The sequence below is a fragment of the Ruegeria sp. G10 genome, from assembly GCF_056533645.1.
In genome coordinates, this window is record NZ_JBQFOQ010000001.1 from 335,060 (window position 1) to 352,128 (window position 17,069).

General features: G+C 61.3%; 17 protein-coding genes. 6 read left to right on the forward strand and 11 right to left on the reverse strand.

Annotated elements, in window-relative coordinates:
* Window positions 1-68: 68 nt before the first annotated feature.
* Window positions 69-1,547: an inorganic phosphate transporter gene (locus ACR0KM_RS01655; protein WP_480856972.1), complete on the forward strand. Its 1,479-nt coding sequence runs from the start codon at window positions 69-71 to the stop codon at window positions 1,545-1,547.
* 64 nt (window positions 1,548-1,611) lie between these two features.
* Here ACR0KM_RS01655 and ACR0KM_RS01660 read toward each other — a convergent pair whose 3' ends face one another.
* The 3 genes from ACR0KM_RS01660 to ACR0KM_RS01670 all read right to left on the reverse strand — a co-directional run bounded on the left by ACR0KM_RS01660 (window position 1,612) and on the right by ACR0KM_RS01670 (window position 4,579).
* A complete protein-coding gene (locus ACR0KM_RS01660; RefSeq protein ID WP_480856970.1) occupies window positions 1,612-2,586 on the reverse strand; it encodes a 2-dehydropantoate 2-reductase in 975 nt (324 codons plus the stop codon).
* 66 nt (window positions 2,587-2,652) lie between these two features.
* Window positions 2,653-3,618: a pirin family protein gene (locus tag ACR0KM_RS01665; RefSeq protein ID WP_480856969.1), complete on the reverse strand. Its 966-nt coding sequence runs from the start codon at window positions 3,616-3,618 to the stop codon at window positions 2,653-2,655.
* 106 nt (window positions 3,619-3,724) lie between these two features.
* Window positions 3,725-4,579, reverse strand: a complete 855-nt coding sequence (locus ACR0KM_RS01670; RefSeq protein WP_480856967.1) for a phytanoyl-CoA dioxygenase family protein — start codon at window positions 4,577-4,579, stop codon at window positions 3,725-3,727.
* A 154-nt stretch (window positions 4,580-4,733) separates the two neighbouring features.
* On the opposite strand from ACR0KM_RS01670, the gene ACR0KM_RS01675 reads away from it, so the two are divergent.
* Both ACR0KM_RS01675 and ACR0KM_RS01680 read left to right on the forward strand, forming a co-directional pair.
* A complete protein-coding gene (locus ACR0KM_RS01675) occupies window positions 4,734-5,213 on the forward strand; it encodes a twin-arginine translocation pathway signal (RefSeq protein ID WP_480819431.1) in 480 nt (159 codons plus the stop codon).
* 9 nt (window positions 5,214-5,222) lie between these two features.
* The gene (locus tag ACR0KM_RS01680) at window positions 5,223-5,816 is read left to right on the forward strand and encodes a ferric reductase-like transmembrane domain-containing protein (protein ID WP_480857621.1); all 594 of its coding nucleotides are present in this window, start codon (window positions 5,223-5,225) and stop codon (window positions 5,814-5,816) included.
* 25 nt (window positions 5,817-5,841) lie between these two features.
* On the opposite strand, the gene ACR0KM_RS01685 is transcribed toward ACR0KM_RS01680, so the two are convergent.
* The 3 genes from ACR0KM_RS01685 to ACR0KM_RS01695 form a co-directional block, all read right to left on the reverse strand.
* On the reverse strand, window positions 5,842-6,189 hold the full coding sequence (locus tag ACR0KM_RS01685; protein WP_480856965.1) for a 5-carboxymethyl-2-hydroxymuconate Delta-isomerase: 348 nt from the start codon (window positions 6,187-6,189) through the stop codon (window positions 5,842-5,844).
* Window positions 6,190-6,201: 12 nt separating this feature from the next.
* Window positions 6,202-7,128, reverse strand: a complete 927-nt coding sequence (gene argF / locus ACR0KM_RS01690) for an ornithine carbamoyltransferase (protein ID WP_480856963.1) — start codon at window positions 7,126-7,128, stop codon at window positions 6,202-6,204.
* Window positions 7,129-7,204: 76 nt separating this feature from the next.
* Entirely contained in the window at window positions 7,205-8,392 is a 1,188-nt protein-coding gene (locus tag ACR0KM_RS01695; protein WP_480856962.1) for an acetylornithine transaminase, read from the reverse strand.
* 288 nt (window positions 8,393-8,680) lie between these two features.
* Between ACR0KM_RS01695 and ACR0KM_RS01700 the strand changes: the two genes are divergently transcribed.
* Window positions 8,681-9,565: a DMT family transporter gene (locus ACR0KM_RS01700; RefSeq protein WP_480857619.1), complete on the forward strand. Its 885-nt coding sequence runs from the start codon at window positions 8,681-8,683 to the stop codon at window positions 9,563-9,565.
* An 8-nt stretch (window positions 9,566-9,573) separates the two neighbouring features.
* On the opposite strand, the gene ACR0KM_RS01705 is transcribed toward ACR0KM_RS01700, so the two are convergent.
* The 3 genes from ACR0KM_RS01705 to ACR0KM_RS01715 form a co-directional block, all read right to left on the reverse strand.
* Window positions 9,574-9,993 (reverse strand): NusA N-terminal domain-containing protein, encoded by a 420-nt coding sequence (locus ACR0KM_RS01705; RefSeq protein ID WP_480856960.1) that lies wholly within the window; start codon window positions 9,991-9,993, stop codon window positions 9,574-9,576.
* Window positions 9,990-11,093 carry a Hint domain-containing protein gene (locus ACR0KM_RS01710; protein ID WP_480856958.1) on the reverse strand — a complete coding sequence of 368 codons (1,104 nt, stop codon included), beginning with the start codon at window positions 11,091-11,093 and terminating at the stop codon, window positions 9,990-9,992. Before ACR0KM_RS01710 ends, ACR0KM_RS01705 begins: the two co-directional genes overlap by 4 nt.
* A 119-nt stretch (window positions 11,094-11,212) precedes the next feature.
* Window positions 11,213-12,016 (reverse strand): ABC transporter permease, encoded by an 804-nt coding sequence (locus ACR0KM_RS01715; protein ID WP_480856957.1) that lies wholly within the window; start codon window positions 12,014-12,016, stop codon window positions 11,213-11,215.
* Between the two features lie 125 nt (window positions 12,017-12,141).
* Here ACR0KM_RS01715 and ACR0KM_RS01720 point away from each other — a divergent pair, with 125 nt between their 5' ends.
* Entirely contained in the window at window positions 12,142-12,711 is a 570-nt protein-coding gene (locus ACR0KM_RS01720) for a GcrA family cell cycle regulator (RefSeq protein ID WP_170671622.1), read from the forward strand.
* Between the two features lie 342 nt (window positions 12,712-13,053).
* Window positions 13,054-13,599, forward strand: coding sequence for a hypothetical protein (locus ACR0KM_RS01725; protein ID WP_480856954.1), 546 nt, complete (start codon window positions 13,054-13,056; stop codon window positions 13,597-13,599).
* Window positions 13,600-13,602: 3 nt separating this feature from the next.
* Here ACR0KM_RS01725 and ACR0KM_RS01730 read toward each other — a convergent pair whose 3' ends face one another.
* Together ACR0KM_RS01730 and ACR0KM_RS01735 are read right to left on the reverse strand one after the other, a co-directional pair.
* Complete coding sequence (locus tag ACR0KM_RS01730; protein WP_480856953.1) at window positions 13,603-14,679, reverse strand: DUF2235 domain-containing protein; 1,077 nt, start codon at window positions 14,677-14,679, stop codon at window positions 13,603-13,605.
* Window positions 14,657-16,948, reverse strand: coding sequence for a xanthine dehydrogenase family protein molybdopterin-binding subunit (locus ACR0KM_RS01735; protein WP_480856951.1), 2,292 nt, complete (start codon window positions 16,946-16,948; stop codon window positions 14,657-14,659). The genes ACR0KM_RS01730 and ACR0KM_RS01735 overlap by 23 nt, the downstream gene beginning before the upstream one ends.
* Window positions 16,949-17,069 lie beyond the last annotated feature (121 nt).

Here is a 17,069-nt window from a genome sequence, read left to right on the forward strand (position 1 = left end):
AGCTGTTGCCGCCCCTTGATGAAAGGAGTAGCGGCCTGAGCCAATCTAAACAGGCCCCGGCACTTCAGATGTCTGACACGACCCCCAAATCCCGCTGGCACGCACTGGACAGTGATCTTCACCGTATTTCGCGCGTCGAACATGCCAACGCATACGTTGCCCGCCCCATGCTTGCCCCCGGCATTGCTTTGGCCTTCATTGCCTTGGCAGGTCTGACCGCAGCTGTGCTGTTTGGTCAGGCCGAAGGTGGGCTGATTGTGGCGGCCGCAGCCGCGTTCGGCGCCTATATGGCGATCAACATAGGGGCCAACGATGTTGCCAACAACATGGGCCCGGCTGTTGGCGCCAACGCACTGACCATGGGCGGTGCCATCCTGATCGCGGCCATTGCCGAAAGCGCTGGCGCGCTTCTGGCCGGGGGCGACGTTGTCTCGACCATCTCAAAAGGCATCGTCGATCCCGCTTCTGTCCAGAACAGCGAGGTTTTCATCTGGGCTATGATGGCGGCGCTGATCTCGTCCGCGCTGTGGGTCAATCTGGCAACCTGGGTCGGCGCGCCCGTCTCGACAACCCATTCGGTGGTGGGGGGCGTGATGGGCGCAGGTATCGCGGCGGCAGGGCTGAGCGCGGTAAGCTGGGGCACTATGGGCGCGATTGCGGCCAGTTGGGTGATCTCTCCGGTGCTGGGCGGAGTGATCGCTGCAGGGTTTCTGGCGCTGATCAAATCGAAAATCCAGTATCAGGACGACAAAATCGCGGCGGCCCGGAAATGGTTGCCGATACTGGTGGCCGTGATGGCAGGTGCCTTTGCCACCTACCTTGCGGTCAAGGGATTGAAGCGGATTGTCAAAATTGATCTGCAAATGGCTTTGCTCATCGGGCTGGCATCCGGCAGTTTGGCCTGGGCCGCGACGGTGCCCTGGGTACGCCGCAAATCTGAAGGATTGGAAAACCGCACCCGATCTTTGAAAACCCTGTTCGGGTTGCCGTTGGTGATATCTGCGACTTTCCTGAGTTTTGCCCATGGGGCCAATGACGTGGCAAACGCGGTTGGCCCGCTGGCGGCGATTTTGCATGCGGCCGAGTTCGGAGATTTTGCCGCGAAGGTCTCGATCCCAAGTTGGGTGATGGTGATCGGAGCATTCGGGATTTCCTTCGGGTTGTTCCTGTTTGGGCCGAAACTGATCCGCATGGTGGGCAGCCAGATCACCAAGCTGAACCCGATGCGCGCCTTCTGCGTTGCGCTTTCTGCCGCGATCACCGTGATCGTCGCAAGCTGGTTGGGATTGCCGGTCAGTTCGACACATATCGCCGTGGGTGCGGTGTTTGGCGTCGGGTTTTATCGGGAATGGCATGCGGATCGCCGGTGGAAGCTGTCGAATCGCCAGCGCCCGGCCGAGTTACGACTGGCCCGGGAAGAGCACCGCCGGCGCAAGCTGGTCCGGCGATCGCATTTTATGACCATCGTGGCCGCTTGGGTGGTGACCGTCCCGGCAGCCGCAGCGATGTCAGCAGCGATTTACTGGGTGCTGACCGTATTTGGCTGACACTGGAAGCCTGCGAAGCGTTGCCTCACGATCGGATGCTTTTTGAAGGAGAAAAAGTAGGGGTCTAAGCCCTTATCTCTGCTGTCGTGAGGGGCAATTTCGGGGACTGGCGTATCAGGTCCGCGATCCGACGGTTGATCGGCACAGGCAGATCGGACGAGCGGCTTAAGCGGATGATTTCGCCCTGCAAACTGTCGATCTCGGTGGGGAGGCCCGCCATCAGATCATATGCCATCGAGGTGCGTGCGGTTGGATCGATGGTCAACATCTTGGCCGCGATCCGGGTGAAGATAGGCGTGGGCAGGCGCAAGATGTATGGGGTCATCCAGACAGGCAGCGGTGTGGTAGAGGCGGCGGGCTTGCCAGCGGCCTTGAGAACCAACAGGGCCTCAGCCATCTGATCGGCCATCAAGAGGCGCCAATCGCGGTCGCGCAACTGTGCCTGCAGCGTAAGTCCCGAAAGCGCGTTCAATGCGTTGTTGAGATTTATCAAAAGCTTGCCCCATTGCACCGCCTCAATTCGGTCACTCTCCTGCACCGGCAGATCGGATGAGCTGAGGTGATCGGCCAGAGCGCCGGGACCGGTTTCGATGATGATTTCGCCAGAGGTCGCGCGGTGGTAATGCGCGCCCTTGGTCGGGACGACATTGAAGGGAACCATACCTGCGCGGGTATCGTGGTCAGGCAGGGCCGTGCGCAGGATCTGGATATTGTCCATCCCGTTTTGCCAGGACAGAACCACCGCCTCAGCCCGGGCATGAGACCCGATGAGCTCCGCCATCCGACCGGTCGCGCCGGATTTGACTGTGACAATGATCAAATCGGCGCGGCCAAGGCAATCAGGGTCTTCTGTGAGCGTAAGCTGATCAGCGGGAATGGTTCGGACCAGCCCGGTGAAATCGGTCACCGTAAGACCCTGGGCGCGGATCGGATCGAGAACCCTGGCACGCCCCAACAGCGTCACGCCATGGCCCGCGGCCGCCAGCAATGCACCGCAATAGCAGCCGATGCTGCCAGCCCCAGCGATGACAATCTTCATGGCGTACCCCTCCTACATCAGCAAAGATGCGTCGGGACCAGCGCAGGAGGCCAGCGTAACGTAGGGTCAGACGCGCGCCAGCCTCGGACGAGTACGCTCAAGTTCTTCGGAGATCGGAATGAACTCCTGATCGTCCCCCGGTGGCAGGTGGAAAGCCCCGTTTGCCCAATCAGCGGTTTTCCATTCGCGGGTCGCGTGTTCGATCTTTTCCTTCGAAGACGATACAAAATTCCACCAGATATAGCGATCTTCGCTCAAAGTCGCACCGCCCAGCAGCATCAGGCGCGCACCCAAGGGCCCGGCCTTGACCGCCAGATGGTCGCCCGGGCGAAACACCATCATGCGCCCTGCATCAAAGCTGTCGCCTGCAATCTCGACTGACCCTTCGGTAACATACACGCCCCGATCTTCGTGGTTGTCGGGCAGCGGAAAGGACGCGCCCGGATCGAGCTGGACGTCGAGATAGAACGTCTCGGACAACATGGTCACAGGGCTGGTCTCGCCATAGGCCGAGCCAAGGATCAGGCGCGCGCTGACGCCTTTGTCTTCAATATGGGGCAGCGCGCCCTGTTTGTGATGCTCGAAATCGGGGGCCATATCCTCATGTGCTTCGGGCAAGGCGATCCATGTCTGGATACCGAACAGCTTGTTGGTCCGCGCGCGGGTCTCGTCGCTGGTTCGCTCGGAATGGGTCACGCCGCGCCCGGCGACCATCCAGTTAACCTCGCCGGGATAGATCATCTGATGGGTGCCGATGCTGTCACGATGTTCGAACTCGCCCTGATACAGATACGTCACGGTGCCAAGGCCGATATGAGGGTGCGGACGCACGTCGATACCACCTTCGGTGATGAACTCAGCCGGGCCCATCTGGTCAAAGAAGATGAACGGTCCAACCAGCTGCCGCTTGACCGAGGGCAGCGCGCGGCGCACTTCGAACCCACCCAGGTCGCGGGCACGGGGGATGATCAACGTATCGAGTGCGGGATTCTCTGACTGGCATTCGGGATTGTGGGTCGGGTTCCAGCTCATTCCTGCGTCTCCCATTGGCAAGAGGTTACGTTCAATTATGCAGGATATAGGTCAAAATATCGGAAAGTAATCGGCATAAATGCACATATACCGTGCAGATCACCTGCTAGGGAACACCCCCCTCAGCTTCACGAGGCCAAAGCTGCGGAAAGAACGCGCCCTCGATGCGATCTCCTTCGCGGTAACCATGGGCTTCGAATTGTGCGCGTTCATCCTTGGCCCAATCCCCACGATACCGGATTACGCCATCAGGCGCGGTCATCCTCAGCGTAAAGCGCCGCACGGTTTCAGTTGGCGTGACCGAGGACAGCCCTCCATGCAGGGTGCGCATATCGAAAAAGATGCAATCGCCCGGCTCCATGTCCCATTGCAGCAGGTCATAGGCCGCGGGGTTGGCGTTGACATCGGGGGGCGGATGATAGGTCAGGCCGGCAACCTTGGTCGGCGCATAGCTGGGGTGCCCATCGGCGAAACGCACGCGCATGAACAGCTTGTTCCAAAGATGCGAGCCGCGGACAAAAGCGATGCCGTTTTCTTTGGTCACCGGTTCAAGCGGTAGCCACAACACACACATCGTGCCTTCGAAATCGAAATAGGACAGATCCTGATGGAAAGGCGGGCGCGAGGTCGATCCCGCCTCGCGCAGGAACCAGTTGTCCATGACCAGATTGATCGAAGGCGCATCCAAAAGCTGGGCCGCCAGCGAGGCACAGGGGGAGTTATGGACGAAGTCAGTGAACTCCGGGATTTTGTTCCAAGCCCAGTAATCCTCGATGTAAGCCGGGGCCTCGGGGTCTTTGGTGTGCCGCGCGAGGTTCTCGGTCGGGTGGGCGAGGTCAGCATCGATGCCGTTGCGCAGCCGGGTCAGCCAGTGGTCAGAAAATCTGGATCGCAGGGCCACGGCCCCGTCGCGCCTGAAGGCCGCGATCTCTTCCGGTGTGATGCGGTTTGTTGATTCCATGTCCGCGACCTTTCGGGCAGGTGTGCAGAATGAAATCAGGATTGCAGCGGTTTGGTCCTGCGTCAAAGCAAATCACAATTCGCTACGAAACCTCGGAATGCGCGGGGGGCGTGCTATATCTGAGACACAGTTGAGGTCGCACAAAGAGGGTTCCATGACCGGTTCATTGCTTACGCGTCGTTCTCTGATCGCCTCGGGCGGCGCGGTTCTGGCTTCGGGTTTGTTGGTTCCCGCACGGGCCAGCGGACTGGCACCAACCCCCACGATGCGAGGCGGAGCGAACAACTATCGCCCCGGCGCGCCGATTGTCGAACGGATCGGCGGAGGCGGGTTCTGGATGACCGGTACCGTGCGGCGCGCGGGTGACGGAGCCCCCCTGCCCGGTCAGCGCATCCAGATCTGGGCGCATACCACCGAAGGGCATGAGCGCGACCAACGCAGCCATGGGGCGACGCTGACCGACGCCAACGGGGAATTCCGGCTGGAGATGCCGCAGATCGTACCCGCCTTTGGGCAGGCGCATGGGCATCTGGCCTATGACAGCGGAGAGTTTGAGACGGTATTCCTGCGGCCCGTGATGGCCAGTTCACGGGACAAGACGCTAGCCGCGCATTTCGTATTGCAGCCTGTCTGAGCTTTGGTGCTGCGCAATGGTCTGATCTGGGCTGCGCTGGTCGTGGCCGTCTTGGTGCCGGTCATCGCGGCGGCGTTCAGTCCTTTGTTGGCGTGGCGACAGCCGGTTTACATCGTGGCCGGGTTTGCCGGGATCATTGCGATGTGCTTGCTGCTGATGCAGCCGTTGCTGGCCGGGCGTTGGTTGCCGCTGTCTGCGATGGCCAGTCGTCGCTGGCACCGGGCTTGCGGGTTGATGCTGATCACGATGATTGTGGTGCATGTGATCGGGCTGTGGCTGACCAGCCCGCCGGACGTTGTGGATGCACTGCTGTTTGTATCCCCTACGCCGTTTTCCGTCTGGGGTGTGACGGCCATGTGGGCGGCGTTTGCCGCCGTGTTGCTGGGGGTTTACCGGCAGCGGCTGGGCGTCCGGTTTCGTTTGTGGCGGTTGGGCCATGCCGTGCTGGCGGTTGTCACCATATCGGGCAGTGTTGTGCATGCGCTGCTGATCGAGGGCACGATGGAGGTCATGACCAAGGTGGCGCTGTGCGTACTGGTCGTGTTGGCGAGCGTCGCGACGGTGATCAGGCTTCGCATCTGGGAGACGGGGCGGCGCAGCTGAGTTTGGATGCGCCGCCGGGTGAGTGTTATGGTCCGGCCAGCCGTTTGGCATACGAGGCGCGATTCATTTGAACATCCTGCACCGTGATGCTGCCGACCTTCGGCAGCGCGGTGGCCAGAACGTCGAGAACAAGGGCGTTGAGCGCGGTTCGCGTGGCCTCGTCACGCCCGTGCATAAGCATAAGCGTGGCGTGGACAAAGCTTTGGGGCTCGGAGCCGATGCGGTAATACGCGACCGGGGTGGCGCGGATCTTGATCGTTTCGGGATCGAATTCCGGATGATCAGCCAAGACTTCAAACAGCCGATCGCAGAGCGCCTGAACATCGTGGGTTTGTTCGATGCCTTGCGAAAATTCCAGAGTCACATGGGGCATAATGAAGTCCTTTTAGACCCCGAGACACCAGCGCATCACCGCCTTTTGCGCGTGCAACCGGTTTTCGGCCTCATCAAAAATGACCGAGTTGGGGCCGTCCATAACCTCGGATGTGGCCTCCTCCTCGCGATGCGCGGGTAGGCAGTGCATGAACAGCGCGTCGGGCTTGGCATGTGACATGAGGTCGGCGTTCACCTGGTAGGGGCGCAGCAAGTTGTGGCGGCGTTCCTTGGCGGATTGGGAATCATGCATCGAAACCCAGGTGTCGGCGACCACGAGGTCGGCACCTTGGACCGCTTTGTAGGCGTCGCGCTCGATCACGATTTTTGATCCCTTCTGGCGGGCGAAACCCATGAACTCTTCTTCCGGATCGAATTGGGCGGGGCCGGTGAAGGTCAGGTCAAAGCCGAACTGACCGGCCGCATGCAGGAATGAGGCGCAGACATTGTTGCCGTCCCCTGTCCAGACGACTTTCTTGCCTGCGATGGGACCGCGGTGTTCCTCGAACGTCTGGATATCGGCCATGATCTGGCAGGGATGGGTGCGGTCGGTCAGGCCGTTGATCACGGGCACGTCCGAGTATTCGGCCATCTCGGTCAGGATGGTTTCGTCAAAGGTGCGGATCATGATCATGTCGACATAGCGCGACAGCACGCGCGCGGTGTCGGCGATGGTTTCGCCATGGCCCAGTTGCATGTCCTTGCCGGACAGAACCATGGTCTCGCCGCCCATTTGCCGGACGCCGACGTCAAAGGATACGCGGGTTCGGGTCGAGGGTTTTTCGAAAATCAGCGCCACCATGCGCCCTGCCAGCGGTTGTTCGTCGTCCGGGGCGGCTTTGGGGCGGCCAAGGCGGGCCTGCTTCATCGCGGCGGCCTGGTCGATCATGGACCGCAGGGCGGTGGCGTCGGTTTTGTGGATATCAAGGAAGTGGTTCATATCGTTTCGCTTTTGGCTGTCGATGGCCGGGGGCGCTGCCCCCGGACCCCCGGAGTATTTCTAAAAAGATGAAGGATCAGGTTGCTTCGAGTTTGGCTTTGATCTGCTTTGCGGCTTTGTCGAGGCGGATCAGGGCTTGAGCGATGTCGTCCTCGGTGATCGTGAGCGGGGGCAGCAGTCGAATGACGTTGTCGGCGGCGGGGACCGTTATGACTTCGTTATCATACCCCGCGTTGACCACGTCGATATTGGGGGCCTTGCATTTGAGGCCCAGCATCAGGCCGGTGCCGCGCACCTCTTCGAAGACATCCGGGTGGTCGGCGATCAGGCCTTCGAGTTTCTGACGCAGAAGGCCCGCCTTACGGTTGACGCCTTCAAGGAAGGCGGGCGTCGCGACCTGATCCAGCACCGCGCAGCCGACGGCGCAGCCGAGCGGGTTGCCTCCGTAGGTCGAGCCGTGGGTACCTGCGGTCATGCCCGAGGCGGCCTCTTCGGTGGCCAGCACCGCGCCCAGAGGGAAGCCACCGCCGATGCCTTTGGCGACCATCATAATGTCGGGTGTGATGCCGGCCCATTCATGGGCAAACAGCTTGCCGGTGCGACCGACGCCGCATTGCACCTCATCAAGGATCAGAAGCAGGCCGTGTTCATCGCAGATCTGGCGCAGGGCCTTGAGCTCCGCATCGGGGACGGGGCGAATGCCGCCTTCGCCCTGCACCGGCTCGATCAGGATGGCCGCCGTCTGGTCGGTGATGGCGTTGGTGACGCCGTCGAGGTCTCCGAACGTCAGGTGTACGAAGCCGGGCAGCAGGGGGCCGAAGCCTTTGGTCATCTTCTCGGACCCGGCGGCGGCTATGCCTGCGGACGACCGGCCATGGAATGAGCCGTCGAAGGTGATGATTTCGACCTTTTCAGGCTGGCCTTTGTCATAGAAATACTTGCGGGCCATTTTCACGGCCAGTTCGCAGGACTCGGTGCCGGAATTGGTGAAGAACACCGTGTCGGCGAAGGTGTGTTCCACCAGCTTGTCAGCCAGCGCCTGCTGCTGCGGGATGTGGTAGAGGTTCGAGACATGCCACAGCGCGTGGGCCTGTTCCGTCAGCGCCGCCACCAGCGCCGGGTGCGCGTGGCCCAGCGCGTTCACCGCGATGCCCGCGCCGAGGTCAAGGAAGCGTCGGCCATCCGCCTCGGTCAGCCAGGCGCCTTCGCCCTTCACGAAGGTCAGGGGCGCGCGGTTATAGGTCGGCAGAACGGACGGGATCATCGGATCATCCTTTTTACGTAGCTTGAGCCCAAGTGAGTGATACACCGGGGCCGGGTTCGTCAACTGATTTGGCAGGGAATGCGCCGTTTTGCTGGGCGCAAAGGGATCAAACGGGGCCGGTTACGCGGTCAGGCGTCGGCGTCGGAGGATATGTTGGCGTTTGATCATGCGGGCCGTATAGCGGGCCGAGCGCCGTCTGGGAAGCCGGAAAATCGGCTTGCGGGAAATTTCAGGGCGACGCGGCATTTCCCGCTTGCCATTTGCCGCGCCCTGCCCCACCGCTGGGCCATGTTCGTTGCCAAGGCTCATAACCCGCCGCTTGCGGCGCTGCTGATTGTCGCCGCCAGCGCCTTTATCGCGGGCACGACGCTGCTGGCCAAGGCGCTGGGGACTGACACGCTGGGACCGGCGCTGCATCCGATGCAGATCAGTCACGGACGGTTTCTGTTTGCCTTTCTGGTGATCCTCAGCGCGGTCGGCGTTCTGCGCCCACGGCTGAGTCGCCCGCATTGGGGCCTGCATGTGGGGCGGACAAGCTTTGGCTGGATGGGGATCACGCTGATGTTTGCCTCGGTTGCGTTTATCCCGATGACCGATGCCACGGCGATATCCTTCCTGAACCCGGTCTTTGCGATGATGCTGGCGATCCCGCTGTTGAAAGAGGGCGTTGGCCCGTGGCGCTGGCTGGCCGCCGGTGTGGCGCTGGTGGGGGCGCTGGTGCTGTTGCGGCCCACGCCCGACAGCTTTCAGCCCGCCGCTCTGCTGGCGCTGGCCGCCGCGATGTCGATCGGGATGGAGCTGATTTTCATCAAGAAGCTCTCGGGCCGGGAAATGCCGATCCAAATCCTGCTGGTCAACAACGCGATGGGTCTGACCATCGCCTCGGTCGCGGTGAGTTTCGTGTTTCAGTGGCCGACGCCCGCACAATGGGCCGCGCTGGCGGGGATCGGCGTACTGATGGCCTGTGCGCAGGCCTGTTTCGTCAACGGCATGGCGCGGGCGGATGCGTCCTTTGTGGCACCCATCAGCTATGCGGCGCTGATCTTTGCGGCATTCTATGATTTCGCGGTCTTCAGCGTGGTTCCCGATGGGATCAGCCTGATCGGATCAGCCATCATCCTGACCGGCGGGCTGATCCTTGTCTGGCGCGAGGCGCTTGCCAAGCGGGCCTGATCGCCGTTTCAGCGACCCGCGACCCGGACATTCCGGAGCGTGGTCCGGCGCGGCTGCAACCACTCGGCGATGTGGGCTGGATGTACCGGTGCAACCGGGTTGACGATGAATGCGCCAAGCCTTGCATCCGGGTGGGTGTCAGACAGGTCGCCCAGCGCCACCTCGCGGCGTTCATTCTGCATCACTTCGACGATCTTGAGCACCTGCGCCACAGAGATCGCGCCATCGGGTCTCACTCGCGCCCAGAACGTGTAGCCAGACCCATATTCGACCTCGGCGGCGCGGATATAGGCGGCCTCGATCTCATCCACCGCCTGCTGGCGGGGGATGCCGTGGGTGTCGGCCAGAAACCCGGCCAGCGACAGCAGGGTCCGGTCACTATCCAGCACGAACGGCCCGGCGGTCTCAAAGAAAAGGTCCTGCGTCATAGGGCAAGATCCACGACGGGTTTGTCGTTCTGGATCAGGCGCTGGCACAGCCTGTCGATATGTTTGCCCCCCGAGTGCAGCGGGCGTGCCGGGGTCGCGGTCCCTTGCCCCTCGAACAGATCGGGGAACAGGAATTTCAGCTCTTCCACCGCCTCGGGGCTGAGCATTTTCAGTGCCTCGGGCCCGATATAGAGCGACTCGGTATAGGCCTGATGGGCCATCACGACCGAGTGTTCTTCGAGCGCGAAATGGAAGTATTCGACCCCGTCCCAGCTTTCGATCACCTCGACCCCCGGCAAGCTGGTGAGTTTCTTGGCCGGAACCAGCGCCTCGATATCCCCCAGAACCCGCTGCGCCACTTTCGAACGCACCAGCAACCGGTGCTGGGGCGAGACCACAAGATCGGCCCCCGGCATCCCGTCGCCCAGCGCACCCTTGCGGATCAGAACCGGCCGCATCCGGGGATTGAGCATCAGGTCAAGCGGCCCCAGTTTCCGGGATCCGATCCATTGCAGCGGCTGCGGCACGCCCTCGATGGTCGAGACCAGATCGCCCACTTTCAGATCCTCGACCGGAACCTCGCCCTTGGGGGTCTGAATGCCGGTCCCGGCGGCAAAGCAGACCATCAGCGAGACATTGTCGAGAATCGTGCCAAGGCTGTTATTGAGCCCCTGTTCGGTAAACCGCAGCGTATAATCGCCAGCATCGCCAAAGGCGAATTCGAATTCAAATGTCTCGAAGCTGCCAGCGGTTGTGGGAGTCACGATCTGAGTGAAGATGACGGTGCCGCTGTCGTCCAGAACCTCGACCAGAACCGGGTCTGCCGCGCCGCCGCTTGTGACCCGCGCGCCGATATCAAAGCTGAGCGTTGCGCCCTGATTGTCGCGGGGCACAGTAAAGCTTTGCTCGACAACGCTGATTTCATCGTCCGTGCCGTCAAGCTCGACAGCAAGGTTGGTGCGGTCCCCGCCTGGGAAATACAGCTGTTCCTGGCCCACTTCGATCTCGGTGCCGGTCCAGCTGCCGTAGGAGTCGAATATCTGGAACCCACCCCGTACCCCGGGAGACTGGAAATCGCCACCGACGATAAGTTCCTGCATTGGCACTGTTCAACCTTCACTCGTTAGACATGTGACACTGACACCATAGGGGACATTGCACACCAAATTCCTAACCCGCACCTGCTGTCGGGCCAACAAAAAACCCTGAGTCGCGTCTATTACGCCTTGAGCCGGTAGCCCGTGCGCAACATCTGCCATGTCAGCGCGCCCACTAGAATCGTCGCACCTGCGCAGATCACCATTCCCAGCCAAGGCGAGCTGTCCGAGACACCGATCATGCCATAGCGCAGCCCGTCGATCAGATAGAAGACCGGGTTCACATGGCTCAGCCGGTTCAGCACCGGCGGCAGCGCCTGAACCGAGTAGAAGGTGCCCGACAGGAACGCCAAGGGCGTGACGATGAAATTGGTAATCGCCGCCATCTGGTCGAACTTGTTGGCAAATATCCCGGCGAATAGGCCCAGCGCGCCCATGAACGCGCCGCCCAATACCACGAAGATCAGCGCAATCAGCGGGTTCTGCGGCACGATGCCCAGCACCAGCGCCAGCGCGACTGCCACGACCAGAGCGATCAGAACGCCGCGGGCGATGCCGCCTGCCAGATAGCCCAGAAGGATCTCCAGCGGTGACAGCGGCGGCATCAGCGTGTCGACGATGTTGCCCTGAACCTTGGCGATCACCATCGAGGACGAGGTGTTGGCAAATGCGTTCTGGATCACCGTCATCATCATGATGCCCGGGGCCAGAAAGGTCAGGAACGGCACGCCCATCACGTCTGACCGGCTGGGTCCGATGGCGATGTTGAAGATCAGCAGGAACAACCCCGCCGTGACCAGCGGCGCCAACAGGGTTTGCGTCCAGACCGCCAGAAAGCGCAGGGTTTCGCGCTGCGCCAGCGTGTAAAGGCCCATCCAGTTGACCGCTCCGAAACGGCGCGCATCGTGATCGGTGAGATTCTGCATGATCTGCCTCATAGCTGATTCGAAGTCGCTTGTAACTCGGCCCGCAGTGATTAGAATAGGGGGCTGAGACGAATTCCCAAGGCGGCCCGAATCCGGGGCCGCTTTCCGCTTTTGAAAGGCAAATGATGTCCTGGACTGACGAGCGTGTAGAGCTGCTTAAGAAGATGTGGGGCGAGGGCCAGTCGGCCAGCCAGATCGCCAAGGAACTGGGCGGCGTGACCCGCAACGCGGTGATCGGCAAGGTCCACCGTCTGGGCCTGTCGAACCGCGCCACCGGGGCCAGCCCCGCCAAGGCCGAGCCCAAGGAAAAACCGGCCCCCGCGCCCAAGGCCGAGGCCAAGCCCAAACCCGCGCCCAAGACCGAACCGGCGCGCCCTGCCCCCGCGCCCGAGGCCAAACCGGCCACCCCGGCCCGCCGTCAGATCATCCCCGCCGGCCAGCCGCTGCCGCCGCAGCCTTCGGCCAACGAGATCAGCCCTGAGGCGCTGGCCAAGGTCAACGAGGTTGAGAAGAAGGCCAAGAAGCTGACGCTGATGGAACTGACCGAGAAAACCTGCAAATGGCCCGTGGGCGACCCCGCGACCGAGGATTTCTGGTTCTGCGGCCTGCCGGTTGAAGCCGGCAAACCCTATTGCGAGGCGCATGTGGGCGTGGCGTTCCAGCCGATGAGTTCACGCCGGGATCGGCGGCGGTAAGCAAGCATATGACGCAGACCGTTATTTTTAGTGCTGCGTTTTTTTGCCATCGAACGGAACTACGACATGGCTGGCCAGGAGCTTGAGGCAAATGGCCAGACTCTCAAAACAAATTTGATCTGAGATTTTCCTATTAAGCCGAGATTGAAATATTCAGTTTTGTTCTGCATCTACGCTGCCTTGGTTTTCTTAGCCTATATGCAGCCCTTGGATGGATCGGTATTCGAACCTGACCGGTTCGGTAGGTCGCGGCCCCTCTTTATACAGATAATGTATCTATGTGCGTGGCTCGCACCTGCCGTGCCATTGATTTTGGCCGGGTGCGCATTGCTGGGGATGCGCGTGATACCGGCAATGCTCGCCCGAGTGTTTGTCGTGATCTCGGTTGTCGCTGGCGTGATCCTGACCTTGGCATCTGGCGTTTTTTCGCTGGCCTCCACGACCCAGCTTTTGCATGGCGTCATGTTGACGATTTCCGTGGCGTCCAGCTTTGCCATTTGGTCGGGTCAATATGGCAAACCGTGTCCGTCGCAGAAAGCGAAGCTGGGAATTGCAGCAGCGACCATTGCTGCGCTCTGGTCGTTGTTGACGGTCCCAATGATACTTGTGCAGGCGCGGGTCATAACGGATGGATCACCCTATTGCATCGCCGAACACTCGGAGAATTCTCCAATCGAGGACCTGCACGAACTACGTGGATTCTCTTTCTACACCACGGCAACAGGCTATAAATCCACGTCGGAATGGTACTTTCACGGTCTGATGATCGTCGATCACCCTGATGAGCAGCGCATCTATAACTGGTCTCCAAGAAGATGGAGGTTCGATCTGGTTGAACGCCCAGATGCATTGATCATACCTGTCCGCGAGGTCTGCGTTCCAAACTGACCCCTACTGCGCTGGGTGCGACGGCAAATCCGGCATCGGCACCCAACCCGGCAGTTCATCCGGCGAAACCGAGACATGCAGACGCTCGGACCTGTCTCGCCCGACCTTCCGGTGCTTACGCAGCAGGAAAATCTTGCCCCAGCCGCGCCATGTGCCGACCGAGCGCGCGGATGTGTCGGTCGGGAACCGGTCGCGCCAGCCTTTGGGCAGGGGCAACCCGTGCAGCTCGGCCTTGTCCAGCATCCAGATCAAGGAGATGTTGCTGAGGGGGCGGGCCTCTTCGAACCCGTTCAACTGGCCGCCGACATCGCCGTGGGTGCCGCGGAACCAGACCTGCTCGACATGGCCTGTAAAACCCGGGGTACATTTCCACAGAACCGGCTCGAACACCTCGCGGGTCTCGTCCAGCGCCATGGCGTGATAGCCGTGGCGCGTGGCGGGGCCAAGCTGGTGGTTGTGGAAGGCGTGGCGTTCCTCGGCCCAGCGCCACAGCAGCGGCAGGCGCAGGCCCAGCGCCTTGACCGTGTCCCAGACACCGACCATTTCGATGGCGACATCCTCATGGCAGAACTGCCTGCGGAACGCCGCTGCGGCGGTGCCGCTGGCGTTGCATTCATAGTGGCGATACGCCTGCTGGATATTCCGCTCGGTCGCGTGTTCTGCCTTGAGTAGGCCGATCATGTCGATCACACCCGCAAGGCTGCGCACCCCATAAGCGCCGCGTGAATAGCCGATGAAGAAAATCTTGTCGCCGGGTTTGTAGCGCGAGGCCAGATAACCATAAGCGCGGCGGATCTGACGGTTGATGCCCCGCCCCATCATAACATCCAGCGAGGATTTCCAGCTTTCCCATTGCACCCCGGCCTCATAAAAGACCGAGACTTTGCTGCCCATCTCGCAGCACAGTTGGAAGGTCTGCCCGGCATGGGTTTCGCGGCCCGGCTCCAGCGTGGACATGGTGCCGTCCAGAATGATGACGTGGCTGATGGGTTCGCGGTGGCGCGTTTCACCCGAGTGCTCGGACCGCAGAGGCCGCCCAAGCCATCCCAGTACCTTTCTACTCAGCCGCGACAGACCCATGTGTCAGCAACTCCCATACTTTAAGGGGTGTGAACGGCATATCCGCCTGCCGCACCCCGTGATCCCAGAGCGCATCCTGAACCGCGTTTGCCACCGCGGCCAGCGCGCCCACCGTGCCGGCCTCGCCACATCCTTTCATCCCCATCGGGTTGGACGTTGACGGCACCGGCGCCGAGGTAAACTTAATCATGGGTATCTCAGCGGCGCGCGGCAAGGCGTAATCCATCAACGAAGCCGTGAGCAGTTGGCCGTGTTCATCATGCACCACATGCTCGGTCAGGGCCTGACCTATGCCCTGAACCACCCCGCCGTGAACCTGCCCTTCGGCCAGCATTGGATTGATAAGATTGCCGAAATCATCCACGACGGTGTAGCGATCGACCCATGTTTCACCAGTGTAAGAATCGATAACGACTTCGGCAACATGGGCACCGTTGGGATAGCTGCGTGCATCCAGGTTGGCGCGGGCTTCGTGCTGCAGCAAATCCATGCGCCCGTCTGCACGCGCCATTTCCGCCGCTTCGGTCAGGGTTGGTGTCAGGTTCGAGCCGGGTGCCCGGAATGTCTCATGATCAAAATGCACGTCATCGTCCTCGACCCCCATCTTGTCCGCAAGATATGGCGTGAATGCGGCAATCATGGTGTCGATGGTGGCCAGCGTCGCCGTGCTTTGCACCGTGACCGAGCGTGAGCCACCCGTGCCACCACCATGCGCCAGCTTGTCCGTATCACCCTGTATCACCGTAATCCGATCCATCGGAATGCCAGTCTGGTCGGACAGGAAATGGGCATAGACCGTCTCATGCCCCTGCCCGTTCGATTGCGTGCCAACATAGAGCTTCACGGTGCCATCTTCGCAAAATTCAACCTTGGCGTTTTCGGAAGGGTCACCCAAAATGCTTTCGATATAGTAACAGAGGCCCTGCCCCCGGATCAGGCCACGCGCCGCGTCCGCGGCCTTGCGGGCGGCAAAGCCGCTGGTCTGGCTGGCAGCGCGGCTGAGGACCATGTCGAAATCGCCAACATCATAGGTTTCGCCGGTGGCCGACGTGTAGGGGAAGTCGGCGGGCCGGATGAAGTTCTTACGCCGCAACTCCCACGGGTCGACATCCAGCTCGCGCGCTGCGCGATCAATAACACGTTCCAGAACATAGATCGCCTCAGGGCGTCCAGCGCCGCGATAGGCGTCAACCTGAGTGGTGTTCGTATAGAACCCCTCGACCCGCAGATAGGTGGTCTGGACGTCATACACCCCCATCAGAACCTTGCTGAACAGGCTGGTCTGGATTGCCTGTCCGAAATGGCTGTTATAGGCACCCAGATTGACCTTGCTGTGCACGCGATAGGCAGTGATCCGGTGATCCGCATCAAAGGCCAGTTCCGCCACCGAGATCAGGTCACGGCCATGGTGATCGGACAGCATCGCCTCGGACCTGTCGGACATCCAGTGAACCGGCTGTCCCAGTTTCATGGCGGCGACGGCAGTGCAGAAATACTCGGGGTACGGCATCACCTTCATGCCGAATCCACCGCCCACATCCGGGGTGGTGACGCGGATATCTTCCGTCTCAAGCTTGAGCTTCTGCGCCAGTTGCGCCCGCATCGCCCAGACCCCCTGACCGCCATAGGAAAAATGCAGCCGTCCATCCGCCCAACTGGCCTGGCACCCGCGCGGCTCGATCGAGGTGATGATGACCCGGTTATCAACCACGTTCAGCGAGACGGTCCGGGCGGCAGAGGCAAAGGCAGCGTCGGTCGCGGCCTCGTCGCCCAGGCCCCAGTCAAAGGCGCGGTTGTCGGGGGCTTCGGGGTGCAGCGTCTCGCCGCCCGCGTCCACGTCCAGCTTGACGGGCAGATCCTCGGTCTCCATCCAGATCAGTTCGGCGGCATCGCGAGCCTGTGCCTGCGTCTCGGCCACCACAATCGCGACCGGCTCACCCACAAAGCGCACCCGTTTGCTGGCCAGCATGTGACGCTCCGGCGCGGCGGCCTGTGAGCCATCTCGGTTCGGAACCGTCGCCCCGTTCATCACAGTATCGATGCCCGTTGCCTGCAGATCTTCCAGCGCCATCACCAGCCGCACGCCATCCGCTGCCCGCGCGGCCTCAAGATCAAGCGCCGTGATTTCACCATGCGCCACCTGGCTGCGGAAAAAGACCACGTGCAGCGCGTTTTCGGGCACCGTATCATCCATGTACTGGCCGCGCCCGGTCAGAAACCGCAGGTCTTCGGTTCGTTTGACGGGTTGGCTTTTGCCGAACTTTTCCATGGGGTAATCCTTTGGGCTGCGTCAGGGGCGAGATTAGGCTGCAGGACTTCGTTGTCCAGTGCGCGCGCAGACCCTTCCCCTTCCGGCACGCATTCGTTATTGCAGGCGCTGATCAAGGATT